Source organism: Undibacterium sp. Jales W-56 (assembly GCF_025548535.1).
Lineage (GTDB): Bacteria > Pseudomonadota > Gammaproteobacteria > Burkholderiales > Burkholderiaceae_D > Undibacterium.
The window spans coordinates 403,940-416,855 of the sequence record NZ_JAJLQW010000002.1 but is presented as its reverse complement, the minus strand read 5'-3'; the positions used below and the strand labels follow the sequence as shown (position 1 = coordinate 416,855).

Annotated in this window: 13 protein-coding genes; 7 read left to right on the top strand and 6 right to left on the bottom strand. The window is 46.8% G+C overall.

The annotated features are described in order from the left end of the window. Positions 1-5 precede the first annotated feature (5 nt). Genes LPB67_RS07800 through LPB67_RS07785 form a run of 4 tightly spaced genes read left to right on the top strand, consistent with a single transcriptional unit; the run spans position 6 to position 4,133 of the window. Positions 6-1,190 (top strand): type II secretion system F family protein, encoded by a 1,185-nt coding sequence (locus tag LPB67_RS07800; RefSeq protein ID WP_262836557.1) that lies wholly within the window; start codon positions 6-8, stop codon positions 1,188-1,190. A gap of 15 nt (positions 1,191-1,205) precedes the next feature. After that, complete coding sequence (locus LPB67_RS07795) at positions 1,206-2,858, top strand: GspE/PulE family protein (protein WP_262836556.1); 1,653 nt, start codon at positions 1,206-1,208, stop codon at positions 2,856-2,858. After that, complete coding sequence (locus LPB67_RS07790) at positions 2,839-3,612, top strand: hypothetical protein (RefSeq protein ID WP_262836555.1); 774 nt, start codon at positions 2,839-2,841, stop codon at positions 3,610-3,612. Before LPB67_RS07795 ends, LPB67_RS07790 begins: the two co-directional genes overlap by 20 nt. Further along, a complete protein-coding gene (locus LPB67_RS07785; RefSeq protein WP_262836554.1) occupies positions 3,609-4,133 on the top strand; it encodes a PilN domain-containing protein in 525 nt (174 codons plus the stop codon). Before LPB67_RS07790 ends, LPB67_RS07785 begins: the two co-directional genes overlap by 4 nt. Positions 4,134-4,231: 98 nt before the next feature. On the opposite strand, the gene LPB67_RS07780 is transcribed toward LPB67_RS07785, so the two are convergent. Both LPB67_RS07780 and LPB67_RS07775 read right to left on the bottom strand, forming a co-directional pair. Continuing rightward, the gene (locus tag LPB67_RS07780) at positions 4,232-4,366 is read right to left on the bottom strand and encodes a hypothetical protein (RefSeq protein WP_262836552.1); all 135 of its coding nucleotides are present in this window, start codon (positions 4,364-4,366) and stop codon (positions 4,232-4,234) included. A gap of 640 nt (positions 4,367-5,006) precedes the next feature. Then, entirely contained in the window at positions 5,007-5,510 is a 504-nt protein-coding gene (locus LPB67_RS07775; RefSeq protein ID WP_262836551.1) for a hypothetical protein, read from the bottom strand. A gap of 651 nt (positions 5,511-6,161) precedes the next feature. On the opposite strand from LPB67_RS07775, the gene LPB67_RS07770 reads away from it, so the two are divergent. Together LPB67_RS07770 and LPB67_RS07765 are read left to right on the top strand one after the other, a co-directional pair. Next, the gene (locus LPB67_RS07770) at positions 6,162-6,668 is read left to right on the top strand and encodes an antirestriction protein ArdA (RefSeq protein ID WP_262836550.1); all 507 of its coding nucleotides are present in this window, start codon (positions 6,162-6,164) and stop codon (positions 6,666-6,668) included. Positions 6,669-7,012: 344 nt separating this feature from the next. Further along, positions 7,013-7,270: a hypothetical protein gene (locus LPB67_RS07765; RefSeq protein ID WP_262836549.1), complete on the top strand. Its 258-nt coding sequence runs from the start codon at positions 7,013-7,015 to the stop codon at positions 7,268-7,270. Between the two features lie 64 nt (positions 7,271-7,334). On the opposite strand, the gene LPB67_RS07760 is transcribed toward LPB67_RS07765, so the two are convergent. Then, the gene (locus LPB67_RS07760) at positions 7,335-7,886 is read right to left on the bottom strand and encodes a GNAT family N-acetyltransferase (RefSeq protein WP_262836548.1); all 552 of its coding nucleotides are present in this window, start codon (positions 7,884-7,886) and stop codon (positions 7,335-7,337) included. Positions 7,887-8,128: 242 nt separating this feature from the next. Here LPB67_RS07760 and LPB67_RS07755 point away from each other — a divergent pair, with 242 nt between their 5' ends. Beyond that, positions 8,129-9,001 carry a DMT family transporter gene (locus LPB67_RS07755; protein ID WP_262836547.1) on the top strand — a complete coding sequence of 291 codons (873 nt, stop codon included), beginning with the start codon at positions 8,129-8,131 and terminating at the stop codon, positions 8,999-9,001. Between the two features lie 298 nt (positions 9,002-9,299). On the opposite strand, the gene LPB67_RS07750 is transcribed toward LPB67_RS07755, so the two are convergent. From LPB67_RS07750 to serB, 3 genes are all read right to left on the bottom strand, one after another. After that, on the bottom strand, positions 9,300-10,559 hold the full coding sequence (locus tag LPB67_RS07750; protein WP_262836546.1) for an acyl-CoA dehydrogenase family protein: 1,260 nt from the start codon (positions 10,557-10,559) through the stop codon (positions 9,300-9,302). 178 nt (positions 10,560-10,737) lie between these two features. Beyond that, complete coding sequence (locus tag LPB67_RS07745) at positions 10,738-11,805, bottom strand: phosphotransferase (RefSeq protein ID WP_262836545.1); 1,068 nt, start codon at positions 11,803-11,805, stop codon at positions 10,738-10,740. Positions 11,806-12,018: 213 nt separating this feature from the next. Further along, a complete protein-coding gene (gene serB / locus LPB67_RS07740) occupies positions 12,019-12,888 on the bottom strand; it encodes a phosphoserine phosphatase SerB (RefSeq protein ID WP_262836544.1) in 870 nt (289 codons plus the stop codon). Between the last annotated feature and the right edge of the window lie 28 nt (positions 12,889-12,916).

Genomic DNA, 12,916 nt, shown 5'->3' with positions numbered 1-12,916 from the left:
TCTCTATGCGTTATCAGGCCAAAGTAATGACGGTCGCGTCCACCATCGAGGAAATTGAGTTCGACTCTGGCAGCGAAACGGAGGCTCGACATTTTGTTGAGTCGTCAGGCGTTCGTCTTTTAAGTCTGAAGCAATTGCGTGGACGTTGGAATCAAACCGCCGACTCAGCGTCCTTCAACTTAACTGTCTTTAACCAGCAGCTTTACTCGCTACTGGATGCGGGGCAGCCAATTGTGGATGCAATACAAGTGTTGGGATTAAATGATAAACGAGGAAAGCATCGGGGTATTTATGACGCTTTATTACTGAGTTTGCGGCAAGGTCATCAGCTCTCAGATGCTATGGCAGGCTTGCCTTCCGTTTTCCCTCAGCTCTATGTTGCCATGGTGCGCTCTAGCGAAACTACGGGGACAGTTCGAGCATCGATAAAACGGTTTATGCAATACCAGTATCAGGTGGATGGAATTCGCGCAAAGTTAAAAGCAGCGATGACTTATCCGCTCATACTACTCAGTGTCGGTTTTCTGGTTATTTCGTTCTTACTCTTCTATGTGGTACCGCGATTCAGTATCGTATTTGAGGATGTCTCTTCGCCAAATCAGACGTCAATGGGCTTTGTACAACTTTGGGGTGGTTTTGTTCGACATCATTCCCTATGGGCTTGGTCTGGCCTGGTTATGGTTGTATTCGTATTGACGACCATTATTTTTCATCCAGGTATTCGCACCTGGATCTCGCGCACCATTCTTAAAATACCGGTGATTGGGGAGCGTGTATGGGTTCTGCAATTAGCTCGCTTGTATCGGACGCTGAGTATGTTGCTGCATAGTGGCGTTAGTGTGTTGACCGCTATGAAAATGACTGAGGCATCTCTCTCGGACACAATGAAAGGACGTCTTCATACAGCAGCAATTGCTGTGAGTGAAGGTCACGCAATGTCAAAAGTAATGAGTGAATGTGAACTTAGTACCGAAGTTGCTCAGCGCTTACTCTTAGCCGGAGAATCATCAGGAAACCTGGACGAAATGATGGAACGTATCGCTGATTTTTATGACCAGGAGGTTGCGATGTGGATTGATGCAGCTGGTCGCATTATTGAGCCGGTACTTATGGTCGGCATTGGTCTCATCGTTGGAGTAATCGTGCTGATGTTGTATTCCCCTATTTTTGATTTAGCCAATGCAGTCTAATTTTTTCTCTGTCCAATGTTAACTCTCCAACATATTTTAGATGCCAGAGCCGATGAGGTCTCACATCATGATTGGCTAAGCATTCTGGCCAATACTCACGGACTGACAAGACAAGCTGCATTGGAGGAAAGCGCAGAACTTGCCGGTTACCCTTTCCTTGATCTTACGAATGGATGGTCGATTCAGCCAGATTTTGAGTTGGTTGGCTATGCCAATATGAGCGCACGAACCTTGCTTATCGGCTTGGATAAGGAGGGACGCTATTGTGCTGTCTTAGGCTTGCCATTAGAACCTCATACCGGCGCATGGCTTGCTCATCTGGAAATCCAATTTCATGCGATTTATCTGGCAGATCCACTCCAAGTTCTTCAAAAATTAGAATTTCATGAGGCTGAATTTAGTGCTGTGGCGGATGCAGTGGGGCTAGATGAGCAAATTGAACTAGCAAGAGATGCAAGTACCGACCTGAGCTTGACATCGATTCAGGGGGAAGTAAGTCCGGCAGTGCGGTTAATTAATTCTACCGTATTTGATGCGTTACGTTTTGAGGCGAGTGACATTCATCTGGAATCCTTACCGCAGGGACTGGTAGTCAAATTTCGCATCGATGGCGTATTAAATCATATTGCTTCTGTGAACAATGTCGGATTGGCTGAACAGGCAATTGCACGGATTAAAGTACTCGCAGAGTTAGATATCGCAGAAAAACGTATTCCTCAGGATGGGCGATTTCGTGTGGCAGCCAAGGGACGCGATATTGATATTCGTGTATCAATTATGCCAAGCATTCATGGCGAAGACGCCGTTCTTCGTATCTTGGACAAAAAAGCACTCATTGACAGCGTTCAACGATTGACGCTCGACTCATTGGGCTTTGACGCTCAAACAATTACGTCGTTGCGACGCTTAGCGGCGGAACCGTATGGAATGATGTTAGTTACTGGTCCCACAGGTAGTGGCAAAACCACGACGTTGTATGCTGCGCTAACGGAAATTAATCATGGTGAGGATAAGTTTATAACGATTGAAGATCCTGTCGAATATCAATTGCCTGGCGTATTGCAGATTCCGGTAAATGAAAAAAAAGGGCTTACTTTTGCAGTCGGCTTACGTTCTATTCTGAGACATGATCCCGACAAGATATTGGTCGGTGAAATACGAGATTCAGAAACCGCACAGATTGCAGTGCAGTCTGCTTTGACAGGACATATGGTTTTTACTTCTGTGCATGCCAACAATACCTTCGATGTGATTGGACGATTTATGCATATGGGGGTCGATCCTTATAACTTTGTGTCGTCGCTCACAGGTGTAGTCGCACAGCGTCTGGTGCGACAGAACTGTCAATACTGTAATGAACCCGTAGTGATCTCGCCTGACATGCTGAAGGAATCAGGAATTACAGACCCTGAGAATTATCGGTTTCATGTAGGGAAAGGTTGCGCCCAGTGCCGTAATACCGGATACAAAGGCCGAAAAGCCATTGCGGAAGTGCTGAGATTGACTGACGAGATTCGAGAAATGATTATTAGTCGTGCCTCAATACGTACATTAAAAGAACAGGCAAGAAAAGAGGGAACGCGCTTTCTACGCGACGTCGCTTTAGAGTTGGTAAAACAAGGGCATAGCACATTACAGGAGGTCAATCGTGTTACGTTTGTTGCCTAGTCCTGTTTTTGTGGGCTTGTTTCCGGACCATTGCTGGTTGCAAACGAGCTCAGGCGAATCCTCTCACGCTATTACATCTGAAAACTTCGGTAATACTGACGATGTTTTGTGCGCGTTCTCCGACATGCTTGACGCAAAAAAGAACCAATTAGCTCGCAATGCGCGTCTGGTTTTGACGGTTTCAGATGAGTTTGCCGTTTTCATTCCTGTTCCTTGGCAGGACGCGTTGCAGCAACTCGATGAGTTGCATAATTATTCAAGCATTTTGTTTGAGAAGCAGGGTATAAAACTAAATGCGGAGTGGATTTTACATACGGAGTTTGCTACTTATGGCGGTACCGGAATGGCTTATGCATTGCGCGCTGATTGGTTAAAGAAATTGATAGAAATTGTTGTTTCAAAAAACTATCAATTAATTTCTGTTATGCCAGTATCAGCCGCGGCATATTGTGAACATCAGCACTACACCAAGAAGAAGAAAACGGTATTGATATTGTCGGAAAATCGCCGGTTGACTTTATTGCGTTTTGATCGCCATGGACTTCAGGCACATGATGTAGAGCCAATTATCGACAGTGCGGATATATCAGGTGTAAGACTACTCCGAAGACAAATATTATCCATGCCAGATACAGAATCTCTTTTATATTGGTGTGCGCGTCCAGAAAAAAGTAATACGCCTATTGAATTTATTCAATTAACTTTTCCTAATTTAACCACACAGTATTTGCCTCATGGAGCATGGTGCCGATGAGGACAGAACTATCTGATTTGTTGCAGCCACGACTTCATTATGGAGTGCGTTTATGGGGAATAGCAATCCTCCTGACTTTTTGTGCAGGATGGCTTGCAGGGGAAGCGTACAACACGACGAACCGTACAACAACGGTGAGAGAAAAAACGAATTCAATCAAATTAGGTATTTTAAAAACGCAACCACCAAAATTGAACAAGCAGGAAGAGGAAATAGAGAAAAAATGGACAGAATTAGCAATTGAACGGAAATTTGAATGGGATGTATTGTTTCAGTCGATCGAACATGCCTCGAATCCTGATATTGAGCTGTTAGAGTTTCAACCAGATAAAACTAGTCGCACAGTGTCTTTTATGGGGGAAGCAAAAAATCATAAGGCGCTCATTCAATTCATACAAGCGCTCTCAAAACAAATTATGTTTCGCCAAGTTTATTTAGTTCATCAACAAACTTTATTGCGTGATCGCTTACAGACCATATCCTTTGAAATAAAGTGTGCCATCGTAGAACAACAAAAGTAGATCCTGTCTGTGCGCGGGAAAACATATCATATACTCGCCAGCCTTTGTTTCTCCATAAAATTTGCTGCCCGGACAGTGGTAGGTATTCGATTTTGAGTTTACCCAGACCTTACCTGCACCACCGTCGGCATTTTGGTGGCAGGTGTTGAAGCAGGCGCTGGAGCGGGAGTTTGAGCAAAGCTCACACCTGCAATGAGAGTGCCAATTGCGAATACAACTAAATTGAATTTCATTTGATATTTCCTTTCAGAAGTACTACTCAAAACGACCGACATAGAAAACCTATGCCAGTATAGGTAAACACCAGAATAACAATTAAGAGGTTTTTTGTAGGAATTTTTCAAAGATGTGGTCAAGTACTTTGCATTCAACTATTCGTTAAATTACACACATCCATTGCTTAAAAAATCGTGAGTGTGGTGAAAGGAAACATTGACAGTTCAAATAAAATCTCGTGTATCTAACAATGAAATACATGACGATTTTTCTAAACTGATTGAAGAAGCTCCAGCAAAGAAATTTCTTCAATCAGTTAATTCGCAGCCCGACGAACAATTAGATTTTGTGAAGTAGTTGACTGCGGATTACCATACAAGGTCGCCAGCACATCCCAATATGTCGTAGAGATTGAATCCCCAATCCCAAATCCATTGAAGTGATTCGCAAGACCCAGTGCATGTCCAAACTCATGGGTCACAATGTCTTGTGTCACGTCGCAGTGACCGTTTCCAAGATTGACGAAAACCGGGCTTGAGCCAACACCATTTTGACTGTCCGGCTGAATGACGTTGCCAATGCTTGGTCCCGTAGCGACATTGGCACAGTAGCTTTGATAATCCGTAGAACCCGGCGGCACATACGAGGTGCTGTAGCTTAGGCGATTAGGCGGTTTTTTTCTAATTCACTAATTTCAAATTGAAAATTGGGACGATCATCTGCTTTATTCCTTGCTAGCCGAATGACTAGTGAATCTAATGCTGTTTTCATCCGAACTTGCTCAAGGGAGTCTTTTAATATGGCTCCTTTCTTTTCAAAAGATAACCAATCGTTGAGCTTTGCATCAACAATCTTACGAACTGTTGAGTCAACGGATATGTAGCTAAGACCTCCTAACGTTAAAACCAAACCAATCGCAACAAGAATCGAGATGCGAAAAAAGCCGAAAGCCTTGGACATCTCATCAATGGCATGCTTACCAATATCAACTTTCGCATTTGCGACTTGTTCAACTAGCTCGGTCTTAAGTTTTCCAAACTCGTTGGTCGCGTTTGCAATCTGTTCAAATAGTTTAGACTTGAACTCCTCAAGTTCACTCTTCGACTTTTCTATATCAAGTTCAGTTTTTAAACGAAAGAGTTCTAAATCATCTTTGGCCATAGTTATATTTTAAAGTCATCGAAAAGGTTGATAATTTTTTCCGGGTATTAACTGAAACTGAAGTTCAATCATGACGAGGCATGAATTATTGCTATTTTAGCATTAATTGTTGTGATGATATCTATTTTCAATCCTGACTATTTAAAATTTTTACAGCGGCAATGGAATAATTCACAAGAGTTGCAAAAGCACTTGTACTACTCGGACACTTGGACAAAAAAATCATTCTCTTCAACGAAGTAATCAGTAATACCGTGCCCAGTCCGTTTAGGTCAGTGCAAGTTAATTCAAAATCTAAACAATAAAATCTACAGCCCCCCTAAGCCAATTTCACGGTATCTCTGTTTTTACCTCAATCTCAATCTGCAACACCTTTTCCCCGTCTCGCTAAAAACGCCAAGATTTGCATGTCTGCGTATCAAAACAAGCATTCCCCTTCGGGATTTTCTGCAATCGGTTCTCACTTCGTTACGACTGCGATTTTGACAAATTGCTTGCATTGCTTCTTGTCCAGCCATGCCATTCGTGGCTTAGGCGAAACGACTCAAAAATGATGCAGATAAACGAGTTGTGAAGTCTGCAAAAACAGAGCAAGTCTTTAATCAAATCAGGCTCAACCAGCCTAAAAACGATACGAAGGCAGAGAGCACCATGAGCACATTTTTCGCACAGCCTTATAGCTTGGATGCAATTGGCTTTTACTTTGACACCTTGGAGTCATACACCGAGAAATCGGAAAACCTGCTGGACGCTTTTGGCAATCCTGTAGAAGAGTTTGAAATCCAGTTTATTGATGGTGAGGACTGCGAGCTATTTTCAGCTTGTGGTATCAATCAAGGCAATTTGGCTTCCTGGTTTGACAACGTTGCTGACCTGAGTGACCAAGAAAAAACAGCTCTGTTTTATTTGCTCAGTGTTTCAGGCTACAGCTTGGAAAATGCTTTGGATAAGTTGGAAGACATGAATTTGTCCGAGGGTAATTTGAAGGATGTAGCGGAAAAACTATTTGACGAATTCTACTTAAACGACGTGCCAGAATCGGTACGTGCTTATATTGATTACGAAAAATATGCGCGGGATTGTGAAATGGGTGGCGATTTATGCGAGTTTGATTTCAACGGTACAACCTGGACATGTACGAATGCTTCGGGCATATAGCTTGAAAAGGTAACTGGATGGGTTCGGGATTTACCCCTCCCCAGCCTATTTAACATCGCTGCGATCAGCAATTCGAATACTAAAAACGGATTCGAACTGAGTCACCGCAGAATTAAAATCTTCAAATATAATTGACAGGTGTCACTCATTGGGGTCACTCCTTTTTGCTGTCATAAGGTGAAAATACAAAAATAAAACTCAATAGATCAGGGACTTACGATTATTGGCGAAGAATCCCCCCTCTCCGCCAAAGATAAGTAAGCCCTTGATTTTTCAAGGGCTTTTTTGTTTTTGTTTCGCACATGACGGTATTCATAGGTGGTACTCTTAACTCAGAGGCTACGATGAAACTTGCGTGTAAAATCCAGCAATCCCGTCACGGCGTTTATTACTACCGTCACCAATTCACCCTTGAAGGCGTTCGCAAAGAACATCGATTCTCCCTCCAAACCAAAAATTCCATTGTTGTCAAAGAAAAATTCCTGCTTATTTCCTCTATCATTATCAAAAATAAGAGGAGCGGACGTATGCAAGACGACGAGCAAGATATTCTCAAACGAACTCACACGCTTACGCCAACTGCTCTGACTCAGCTTCAATGACTGCGCGAAGAAAATTCTTTCAATCCAAGTGCGTCCGTTTCTTGCCGATTTAAGCTATTGCCATTTACAAAGGTGTGTTCTCTACTTGATTCAAATCGAGTGCCATGAAGTGCCAGGTCGCGTGTAATGCCACCGGTACTTCCGCTTCCACATAGGGGGCGCATTCATTGAATCCAAAACTCTTGTAAAGACGTTGAGCGGAGAGCATGAAAGGGGCGGTATCGAGACAGACGCGCTGGTAGCCAAATGCCCTGGCATCATTGAGTACTTTACGCAATAACGCTTCTCCAAGTTGCTTGCCGCGAAATGGCGGGCGCACATACAAGCGCTTGATTTCTGCCACACCGTCGCGCAGCCAGCGCAGGCCCACCATACCTGCGAGTTCTCCATTCAATTCCACAAGATAAAAAGCACCTCTAGGCGGTTGGTCGCTACAGACTTTGTCAATCACGCTTGCTACGTAAGCCGGAATAGACATGCCAAGTAAATTTGCTACCGATATGCCAAAGGACGTCTCAATGCCAGACGCCACCCAGGACATATATTCATTGTTGATGGTCAAGATGGTATCCCGGTGCAAACTCAAATCCGCGAGTTTGAAATTCAGCGATGTCATTGCTTTATCCTTGGGTGAAATAAGTGGGAATACAAAAAATCAAGCGTATTTTAAATTGTTCCATTCATGGTCCATCGCGATCCGCACATCAGTAGATTCATCTTAGTCAGATGCCGGTAATAGCGGTTCGGTCCAGTGTTTTTATCTTCGAAGGCAATCCTGTGATTATTTTTCATTGATCTCAAAGATGGGATCCGATCGAACAGTCACTTTATACTGTGGCTTATTTGATTTTAGTCCTGATGAAAAATAAATCTCTACAAGCCATCCTTGCGCTGCATATCGCCGTGTTACTGTTCGGCAGTGCCGGCGTCGTTGGCAAAGTGCTGGCGGCAAGTTCTTTGCTGCTGGTATTTGGGCGTACCTTGTTTGCTGCATTGAGTTTGTTGCCAGTGTTGCTGGTGCGGCGCGAATTGCGTTTGCGTGGAATGCCTAAGGCCGTGTATTTATGCGGAGTTTTGCTGGCGCTGCATTGGCTGAGTTTTTTTGCATCCTTGAATGTGGCACCGGTTGCTTATGGTTTGATCGGATTCGCGAGTTTTCCTTTGTTTGTGGCCTGGCTGGAGCCTTACTTGTTTAAAGAAAAGCGGCATGCTCGTGACTGGCTGGCGGCTTTGGCGGTGATGCTTGGGATGGTGGTGATGGTCAGCGATACTCGTCTGGAGCAGATCGCTGAAAGCGCTGCCTTGCCTGGTTTGTTATTGGGCGTGCTGTCGGGATTCAGTTTTGCTTTATTGGCCCTGATAAATCGCTGGCAGGGATCGCATATGGCAGCTTTTAATCTGGCGTTTTATCAGAATGGCGTTGCCTGTGTGAGCTTGTTGCCGTTTGTGTTGTTCAGTGGCGCGGCTTCTGGTGTCGCAATGGAAGTATGGTGGGGACTCGCGTTGCTCGGTGTGGTGTTCACTGCCTTGTCGCACGGACTATTCATGTTCAGCCTGCGACATGTCTCTACCCGATTCGCGAGTTTGACGACCTCGTTGGAACCTGTATATGGGATTGTACTGGCGTATTTCGTGTTGCATGAGACACCCTCTGTGCGGGCAATGATGGGCTGTCTGATGGTATTGCTGGCGACGACGTTGGCGACTTATTGGCACTCGGGTAGTCATTGATGGGCGCTATATTGACTAAATACTGACCCATGATTCGGCAATAAAAAACGGCGAAGAAATTCTTCGCCGTTTTGCTTAGCTATTTACATCAGGATTTACGCAAAACGGTAAGTTGCCTGCCGGCGTTTACATTGAATCCGCAGGCTGGATGCGGGTTTTAAAGGCATTTCGTGCCAACAGGCCCGTCCAGCTTGCGGGTTCATTTTCATATCGACGTGTCAGGGAACGAGTTTCTCTTGTTTTTCTCTGTGTCTCTGTGGTGAGCGGTTTCGGTTTCTGCGTAAGTCCTAGCGATGATTTAAGAGCGGGTAACCGGCAAGCCCAGGTCTTCGGTCAGGCTGATATGTTTTGCCAATTCCAATTTGGCGATCGCGTTACGATGCACTTCATCGGGGCCATCGGCCAGACGCAATGTGCGGTTGCCTGCCCATTGCGCTGCGAGCGGGAAGTCGCCAGAAACGCCGCCCGCACCGTGCGCCTGGATCGCCCAGTCCAGCACTTGTTGCGTGACATTCGGTGCCAGCACTTTGATCATGGCGATTTCTGCCTGTGCAAACTTGTTGCCGACGGTGTCCATCATGTAGGCGGCTTTGAGCGTCAGCAAACGCGCTGTGTCGATCTGGATGCGGGACTCGGCAATACGCTCGCGCCAGATGCTTTGTTCGGATACTTTTTTACCGAAAGCGACGCGGCTATTCAGGCGTTTGCACATGAGTTCCAACGCACGTTCTGCCACGCCGATTGCGCGCATGCAGTGATGAATGCGACCAGGGCCGAGGCGGCCTTGGGCGATTTCAAAACCGCGGCCTTCGCCCAGCAGCAAATTGGAGGCCGGGACGCGCACGTTTTCAAACAAAATCTCGCAATGACCGTGCGGCGCATCGTCATAACCGAATACCGGCAGAGGACGTACCACGGTAATCCCCGGCGTTTTGGCGTCGACCAGAATCATCGATTGTTGCGAATGGCGTGCTGCGTTGACATCGGTTTTGCCCATCAAAATATAGACGGCGCAGCGTGGGTCGCCCGCACCGGAGATCCACCATTTATGGCCATTGATCACATAGTGGTCGCCATCGCGGTCAATCCGGGTCTCGATATTGGTGGCATCGGATGAGGCGACATTCGGTTCTGTCATGGCAAAGGCAGAGCGGATTTCGCCGCGCAGCAGCGGTTCCAGCCATTGTTTTTTATGTTCCTCGGTGCCGTAGCGTTCTATCGTTTCCATATTGCCGGTATCGGGTGCCGAGCAGTTGAATACCTCTGGCGCCCAGCTGACGCGGCCCATGATTTCGCACAGCGGAGCGTAATCGAGATTCGATAAGCCTTCCGGCGCGCGTACCGATTTTGGCAAAAATAAATTCCACAAACCTTGTGCGCGGGCTTTCGGCTTCAGATCCTCGATGATCTTGGTCGCGATCCAGCGATTGCCTTTTTCCTGGCCGTTACGGTCGATTTCTTCTTTGTAGGCTTTTTCGTTCGGATAGATATGCTCATCCATGAACTTGAGTAATTTACCCTGCAATTCTTTACAGCGATCCGAGTAATCGAATTCCATGCTTGTCTCCTGATGGTTGGCTTGCTGTTGATGTGCTTGAAAAAAAATACTAACCGAGGTACGAAGGCACAGAGAAAATCATAAGAAGGACTGCGGAATATTCGCTAATAAACCATGTTCTTTAGTGATTCTTCCATGCCTCTGTGTTTTTTGCGTCTTCGTGGAGGCTACTTATTGACTATTTGCTGACATAACTCCAGCCCAACTCGGCCATTGGACGCGCTGCTTCACCTGATTTTTTCGCTTGTGCGCTGGATGCGGTGCCATCGACGTAACGTTTCATGATGCCTTGCAAAATACCGGCCATACGGAACATGTTGTAGGCGAGGTAGAAACTGAAATCTTCCTGGCGTATGGTTTTGCCGGTGCGTTCGCAGTATTTGGCGATGTACTCCTGTTCGCTCGGGATGCCGAGTGCTTTGTGATCCAGGCCTTTGATGCCGCGGAATTGACCTGCCGTCACATGCCAGCTCATGCAATGGTACGAAAAGTCAGCGAGCGGATGACCTAGGGTTGATAATTCCCAATCCAATACGGCCAGGATACGCGGCTCGGTCGGGTGGAACATCATATTGTCGAGGCGATAGTCGCCATGCACGATGCTGGTGTCGTCGCCAGGGGGAATGTTATGCGGCAACCATGCGATCAGGTTATCCATGGCGTCGATCTTTTCGGTCTCGGAGGCTTTATATTGCTTGGTCCAGCGGTCGATCTGGCGGGCGAAATAGTTGCCGGGCCGGCCGTAATCTGCCAGCCCGATTGCGGCGTAATCCATCGTATGTAATTGCGAGATGACGCGATTCATCTCATCATAAATTTCGGCGCGCTGCGGCGGCGTCATGCCTGGCAGCGATTGGTCCCAAAGCACGCGGCCATCGACAAATTCCATGATGTAGAAGGCGCGCCCAATCACGTCTTCATCGGCGCACAGGGCGTATTGCCTGGCTGCCGGGAAGCCTGCTTTGTTCAAGGCATCCATGACTTTGAATTCACGTTCTATCGCATGCGCCGACGGCAAGAGCTTGGCGACCGGGCCGGGTTTGGCGCGCATCACATAACGCTGATGGCCTGCAGTGATTTTAAAAGTGGGATTCGACTGGCCGCCTTTGAATTGCTCGACGGTCATGGTGTCGGCAGCTTTGGTGTCAAAGCCTTCTACATGCTGATGCATGTAAGCGGCAAGCGCGCCAATCTCAAATTTTTGACGGTCGGCCACCGGCATGGTGCCCATGAATTCTTCAAACATTATGTCTCCTGTCGATCGCTTTAGCGTGATTTTGGTTTGCCTGAGTGGGTTCAGAACTGCTCCGAGGCATGTTATCAAACTATTTTATCTTAAAAAATCGTACGTCCGTACTATTTTTTAAAAGGAGTGAAAATATCTCATGTTCCATAAAAAAACCCATCAGCGAGCGCAGATGGGTTTTGGTATTGCTTGTCAATTTATTTGCCTGTCTCTCTATGGATGCAAGACATTCAGCACCCCGTCCAGGCCGACAAAATTCAATGCCACATCGGCTTGCGCCCTGACGACCGGTTTGGCGCGGAAGGCGACTGACAGGCCTGAGATACCCATCATCTTGAGGTCATTGGCACCATCGCCCATGACGATGACTTGTTTGGTAGCAATCCCGAGTTCTGCTGCGACCCGCTCAACTGTGCGTTGTTTTTCCAGTGCATCGACGATGCCGCCGACGACTTTGCCGGTGAGTTTACCCTGCTCAATTTCCAGCACATTGGCGTGGGTGTAGTCGAGATTGCAGCGGGTCTTCATCCGATCGGTGAAGAAGGTGAAGCCGCCGGATACCAGCAGCGTTTTTAAGCCTGCCTGCTGCACGGCCTTTAGCATATTCTCCGCGCCGGGCGACAGGCGCACGCGTTCCTCGTAGACTTTTTGCAGCGCCGCTGCATCCAGGCCTTTCAGCAGGGCGACGCGGCGGGCCAGGCTTTCTTGAAACTCGATCTCGCCACGCATGGCGGCTTCGGTGATTGCGGAGACCTGCGGTTTCAGGCCTTGCATATCGGCGATTTCATCGATGCATTCGATGGTGATCAGGGTGGAATCCATGTCCATCGCGACCAGCTTGAAATCCGCCAATGTCCGTGGGGATTCGCTCAGGGTGATATCCAGATGCGCCGCCAGACAATCGGCTTCGATTTGCGCTTTGAGCTGGATTGCGGCTTCTTTTCCGCAGCGCAGATTTTCCAGACGCACTGCTTGCGGCGTGATCGCAATCATTTTTTCTGCTTGCGTCAGACTGGCGACATGTTTGATCAGCGTCAGGTCGGTTGTCAGGATTTGCCTCAGGCCTTGAATAGTTAAGTGCATTTTTATTTTGCTTGGATGTGGATCGATC

What these genes read in the sequence shown, in the direction of transcription:
- LPB67_RS07800 (WP_262836557.1), top strand. Translation starts at nt 6, where the DNA reads ATGCGTTATCAGGCCAAAGTAATGACGGTCGCGTCCACCATCGAGGAA.
- LPB67_RS07795 (WP_262836556.1), top strand. Translation starts at nt 1,206, where the DNA reads ATGTTAACTCTCCAACATATTTTAGATGCCAGAGCCGATGAGGTCTCA.
- LPB67_RS07785 (WP_262836554.1), top strand. Translation starts at nt 3,609, where the DNA reads ATGAGGACAGAACTATCTGATTTGTTGCAGCCACGACTTCATTATGGA.
- LPB67_RS07780 (WP_262836552.1), bottom strand. Translation starts at nt 4,366, where the DNA reads ATGAAATTCAATTTAGTTGTATTCGCAATTGGCACTCTCATTGCAGGT.
- LPB67_RS07775 (WP_262836551.1), bottom strand. Translation starts at nt 5,510, where the DNA reads ATGGCCAAAGATGATTTAGAACTCTTTCGTTTAAAAACTGAACTTGAT.
- LPB67_RS07770 (WP_262836550.1), top strand. Translation starts at nt 6,162, where the DNA reads ATGAGCACATTTTTCGCACAGCCTTATAGCTTGGATGCAATTGGCTTT.
- LPB67_RS07765 (WP_262836549.1), top strand. Translation starts at nt 7,013, where the DNA reads ATGAAACTTGCGTGTAAAATCCAGCAATCCCGTCACGGCGTTTATTAC.
- LPB67_RS07760 (WP_262836548.1), bottom strand. Translation starts at nt 7,886, where the DNA reads ATGACATCGCTGAATTTCAAACTCGCGGATTTGAGTTTGCACCGGGAT.
- LPB67_RS07755 (WP_262836547.1), top strand. Translation starts at nt 8,129, where the DNA reads ATGAAAAATAAATCTCTACAAGCCATCCTTGCGCTGCATATCGCCGTG.
- LPB67_RS07750 (WP_262836546.1), bottom strand. Translation starts at nt 10,559, where the DNA reads ATGGAATTCGATTACTCGGATCGCTGTAAAGAATTGCAGGGTAAATTA.
- LPB67_RS07745 (WP_262836545.1), bottom strand. Translation starts at nt 11,805, where the DNA reads ATGTTTGAAGAATTCATGGGCACCATGCCGGTGGCCGACCGTCAAAAA.
- serB (WP_262836544.1), bottom strand. Translation starts at nt 12,888, where the DNA reads ATGCACTTAACTATTCAAGGCCTGAGGCAAATCCTGACAACCGACCTG.